4 protein-coding genes are annotated in these 3,062 nt (G+C 59.2%); 2 read left to right on the top strand and 2 right to left on the bottom strand.

Annotation, left to right across the window (positions count from 1 at the left end):
- On the bottom strand, positions 1 to 144 hold a 144-nt coding region (locus AC1D2O_RS37565), incomplete at its 3' end, for a transposase (protein WP_478158917.1).
- Positions 145 to 367: 223 nt separating this feature from the next.
- On the opposite strand from AC1D2O_RS37565, the gene AC1D2O_RS37560 reads away from it, so the two are divergent.
- Complete coding sequence (locus AC1D2O_RS37560) at positions 368 to 1,123, top strand: nucleotide pyrophosphohydrolase (protein WP_477650769.1); 756 nt, start codon at positions 368 to 370, stop codon at positions 1,121 to 1,123.
- Here the strand turns inward: AC1D2O_RS37560 and AC1D2O_RS37555 are convergent.
- Complete coding sequence (locus tag AC1D2O_RS37555) at positions 1,102 to 2,124, bottom strand: nucleotide kinase domain-containing protein (RefSeq protein WP_478158916.1); 1,023 nt, start codon at positions 2,122 to 2,124, stop codon at positions 1,102 to 1,104. The genes AC1D2O_RS37560 and AC1D2O_RS37555 overlap by 22 nt on opposite strands.
- Positions 2,125 to 2,220: 96 nt before the next feature.
- On the opposite strand from AC1D2O_RS37555, the gene AC1D2O_RS37550 reads away from it, so the two are divergent.
- The gene (locus tag AC1D2O_RS37550) at positions 2,221 to 2,586 is read left to right on the top strand and encodes a helix-turn-helix domain-containing protein (protein WP_478158915.1); all 366 of its coding nucleotides are present in this window, start codon (positions 2,221 to 2,223) and stop codon (positions 2,584 to 2,586) included.
- Positions 2,587 to 3,062 lie beyond the last annotated feature (476 nt).

The raw sequence follows: 3,062 nt of genomic DNA, 5'->3' as shown, positions 1-3,062 counted from the left end.
CCGCCGCTTCCAGTTGCCCACCGTTGCCACCGGCACCCCCAGCCGGCGTGCCGCCTCGTGGCTGCCGACCGATTCCGCCAGTCTGGTCGCCTCGACCCTGAATTCATCCGTGTACTGCCGTTTCGGCAGCTTGCTATCTCGCATTTCGATTCTCCATACAGCTCAAGTTTCCAACTTCTTGGTGTACGTGAAATCGGGGCAGGGTCACAAGAACCTGGAGATTGAGTTCGGCGATGTTCTTTGGTACATCGCGGAGATTGCGACGCGCGCGAATTTGACGCTCAGCGAGTTAACGACCCAGCCTGGCTCAACTTCGCGCGATGGGCTCAACCACATCTATCGATTGGCACACGCCGCCAGCGCGCTGATGAGCGCATCACAGCCTCTCGGCGATAGCGGATCGACGAACGAACTTCGGAGTGCGATAGCCGACACGTTGAATGCCTTGCTCGATGCAATCGGTGCGGAGCACATGGATCTTGAGGAAATCTGCCACCTCAATCTCGCCAAAGGTAACAGCTACTTCGGTGGCCTGGCGGTGGGGCCCGCGCCTTGGCCAGATGCCGATTACCCAGCGCATGAACAGCTCCCGAGGCGTGTAGACATCAATGTCTTGGAGCTGGCGCGTGGCTCGAGCAAAGTGGAAGTGATTCTGCGCGTTAACGGCTTGAACATCGGTGATCGCCTGACCGACAATTCTCACACCGACGATGGTTACCGTTTCCACGATGCCTTTCACCTTGCCTATGTGGCGGTGCTGGGCTGGTCGCCCGTATCTCGAGCCCTGTTTCGCTGCAAGCGCAAAAGCGTAGGGGAGATAGACGAGGTGCAAGACGGCGCGCGCGCTGCAATCGTGGAAGAGGCGATCACGCACACTATTTGGGACTATGCGCGAGGCGTCTCGATGTTGCAAAACGTAGACCGCATCGACCACAACATACTCACGCTGGTTCAGCGGATGGTCCGAGGCCTAGAGGTAGAAACTTGCGCGCTGTACGAGTGGCAGCGAGCGTTTGTCGTCGGCTTCGAAGCGTTTCGGCGGCTCCGCGAGAACGGAGGTGGCTGGCTACGGCTGGACGCCGATAGACGCTCGCTTGATTTCTATCGCGAACGGCCGGCTTGAGCGGCCTTTGGGATCGCCCCGTTGATCTTCCACTTCGGGGGAAACCAAGGGGTAGGCACGGGATGCATGTTGACCGCAAACTTCTGCTTGATGCGAGTTCGACCGGAGATCCCACTGACGTCAGGGTGCGCAACACGCGCGTACTTGTCTACTTCGCAAAAAAGGTTCTGGCAATCGATAAGCTGTAGCGGTCTACCCCAGAGGTCCGAAAACTTGAGCCCGAGTCGCTCGAACTCTTTTGACTGTCTCTCAGTGACCCAGCGAATGAGGTCGGTTTCGTCATAGTCGCCAAGGTCGACGAAGCACTTTCGAATGCCGTCGCGCGCGCCGGGTCCAGGAACGACAAACTCCATCTCAGAAAACTTCAGCTCGTCCGCGTAGTTCAGATCGACGATGAACTGGTAGGCAAGGAAACGCCCGAAGCTAGGGATCGAAAGCAGGCGCTGATACGCCGCCTCCATCGTGGGAGCCGCTTGCAGGTCCGCCGGCAACCCTTTGGCGATCTCAGATGCCAAGAGTTCCAAATGCATGACGTGCTTGCGACCCCGCGGACCGGCTGAAACGCCGCTAGGCATGATGTACGCGGCGGAATAGATCGCACCGCCCGCGCCCCTGGCCTGCTCAAGCACGTTAGAGAAGGCTTCGACGTTGAAGCTTTTGGCATCTATCGAGCCGAACACATGCTCCAGCAGCTTCCAGGTCTCAATCTTGTTGAAAATCTTAAAAAGAAGGACGCGCAGAACCGTCGACGCCCAGTCGAAGCTGTGCCCGTAGATGACGTCTCCAATCAGGTACTGACTGACGCGATCGGCCGCGCGATACGCGTTTGTGAACTTGTGCTGCTGCAGGATCGAGTCAGCCGTCCACGGTGACGAGGCTCCTGTGACGCGCCGGTGATAGATCGCCTGCCGCTCGACGGCAAACCGCCAGTAAGTATCGAAGACCGCTGAAGGCCGGGGTGCCGACCTCCGGACGAACGTATATGGGCCTGCGTGAAGCAATGGGGTATCGCTGGCTGGTGAGCTAGAGCCGCTCGGCTGAGGTCGGTGGACGTGCAACATAAAATTCTCGCTTAGAATACCATATTCCCATGGAGAATGCGAAGAAAGATGCCGTCGCTTCAACACGATCCGCTGGACCCGAAAGCCTTCAAAGTAGCCGTACTCATCCGGGCCGCGCGCGGGCAGATGAAGCAGGCTGAGTTTGGCCGCGTGTTAGGCAATTTCAGCCAATCGCAGATCTCCAAGTATGAGAAAGGGGAGGTGGACCCACCTGCGGCCGTCATCGAGCGATGCATGGCTATTGTCGCCGAGAGCCGGACGGCTCCTGGGCCGCAATCTGAAACAGATTTGCTCGGGCAGGTTGAGCGCGTAGTGGCCAGGCCTGAGCTGAATCAGATTGCACTTGGCCTGTCGCTGATTCTGGCAAGCCTACAGAAGCAGATGCCGCCCCCTGCGCGCTAAAAGCGCCGCACACGCCGAGCACCGGGCCGTCAAGCGCCCCAGCAAGCGCGGGTACTTCTTGATGGCGCACTGTCCCAGTGGATAGGGCCAGGGTCGCCGCGCGCTTTCAGTCTGCATCGTCGGGAGGCGGCCGCCCGGTGGCTTCGGCTAGCAAGAGCTGAAAGTGAGGAGGGAGCTGGCTGGCCATTCGGTAGTAGACCAGCTCTTTTGCTCGCTCAACCGTATGCGATCAATGAACCACGTCCTTGAGCCGCGGTCTGTGACCTGACAGCCTACGTTCCCACATAGATGAACATGGGAACGTAAATGACAGACGATTTGGAAGCCCTCAAACGCCGGCTGGTGGTGGGGCACAAGAGCGACGGACGCAGCGTGTACGACGAAGCGGCGAAGTCGGAACTGGTGGCACTGTGTCGGCAGCCCGGCGCCTCGGTATCGCGCCTGGCACGCGAGACGCGAGTGCGGCGTGAATGCCA

Source organism: Variovorax sp. P1_G12 (assembly GCF_056405555.1).
This window is presented reverse-complemented; position numbering and strand designations above follow the sequence as displayed.